At 60.3% G+C, this 968-nt stretch carries 1 pseudogene; it reads right to left on the reverse strand.

Annotation, left to right across the window (positions count from 1 at the left end):
• Positions 1 to 898 (reverse strand): annotated as a pseudogene (locus tag ACG97_RS18110) (IS3 family transposase); the annotation flags it as partial.
• Positions 899 to 968 lie beyond the last annotated feature (70 nt).

A 968-nucleotide genomic window follows, 5' to 3' on the forward strand; every position in this document is an offset into this window, starting at 1 on the left:
GGCCGGCCCGGCTGAATCAGAATGTGCCGGATACCATGCGTTCGCGCCCACCCCATAAACACACGACTGGTGAACTCTGGCCCATTATCCGTCCTGACTGCCAACGGATAGCCGCGAAATTGCGCCACCTGATCCAGCATGCGCGTGACGTATTGGCCAGACATCGAGAAATCCACCGCAACCTGTACCGCCTCGTGGCTGAAGTCATCGGCTACCGTCAGGCATTTCAAGCGTCGGCCACAGGCTAACTGGTCGCTGACAAAATCCATGCTCCATACCTCGTTCAACTGCGTGGCCGCCTGCAGTAGCGTACGCACGCCAGTGAGCTTGCGCCGGCGGTTGCGTCGCCTGACGGCCAGGCCCTGCTCGCGGTACAAGCGGTAAACCCGTTTGTGATTGATGGCTGGGAATTCGTGACGCAGCAGATCATGCACCCGCCGGTAACCAAAACGGCGGCGTGTCTGCGCGATCTCGACGATGCGTGCCATCAGCTGACACGTCAGCGCATCCGCCTGCGGCGGATGCCGCCAGGCATCTCGGGAGCGCCCCACAAGCCGGCAGGCGCGGCGCTCTGATAGCGCCAATCCACTGCTCAACATGACGCTAATGGCCTGCCGCTTGGCCTGCGGGGCTAACGCTTTACCCCGAAGGCGACCTTGAGGGCTTCGATGTCGAGATGGGCCTCGGCCAGCAACTTCTTGAGACGGGCGTTCTCGGCCTCCAGATCTCGGGCGCGCTGGAGCTCGGCGACATTCATGCCGCCGTATCGGCTTCGCCACTTGTAGAAGGTGGCCTCGGAGAAACCACCCTGCCGGCAGACCTCCTTGATGGCCATGCCCAGTTCGGCCTGTTTGAGAAAGCCAATGATCTGTTCTTCGGTGAATCTGCTCTTCTTCATGTCCGTCATTCTCCTTCAGTGACGGACTTCTCTCTACTGTTGATTGGTAAGACCTAAGGGGTGCAGATCA

The organism is Vogesella sp. EB, assembly GCF_001037925.1.
In the GTDB taxonomy this organism is placed as follows: Bacteria; Pseudomonadota; Gammaproteobacteria; order Burkholderiales; family Chromobacteriaceae; genus Vogesella; species Vogesella indigofera.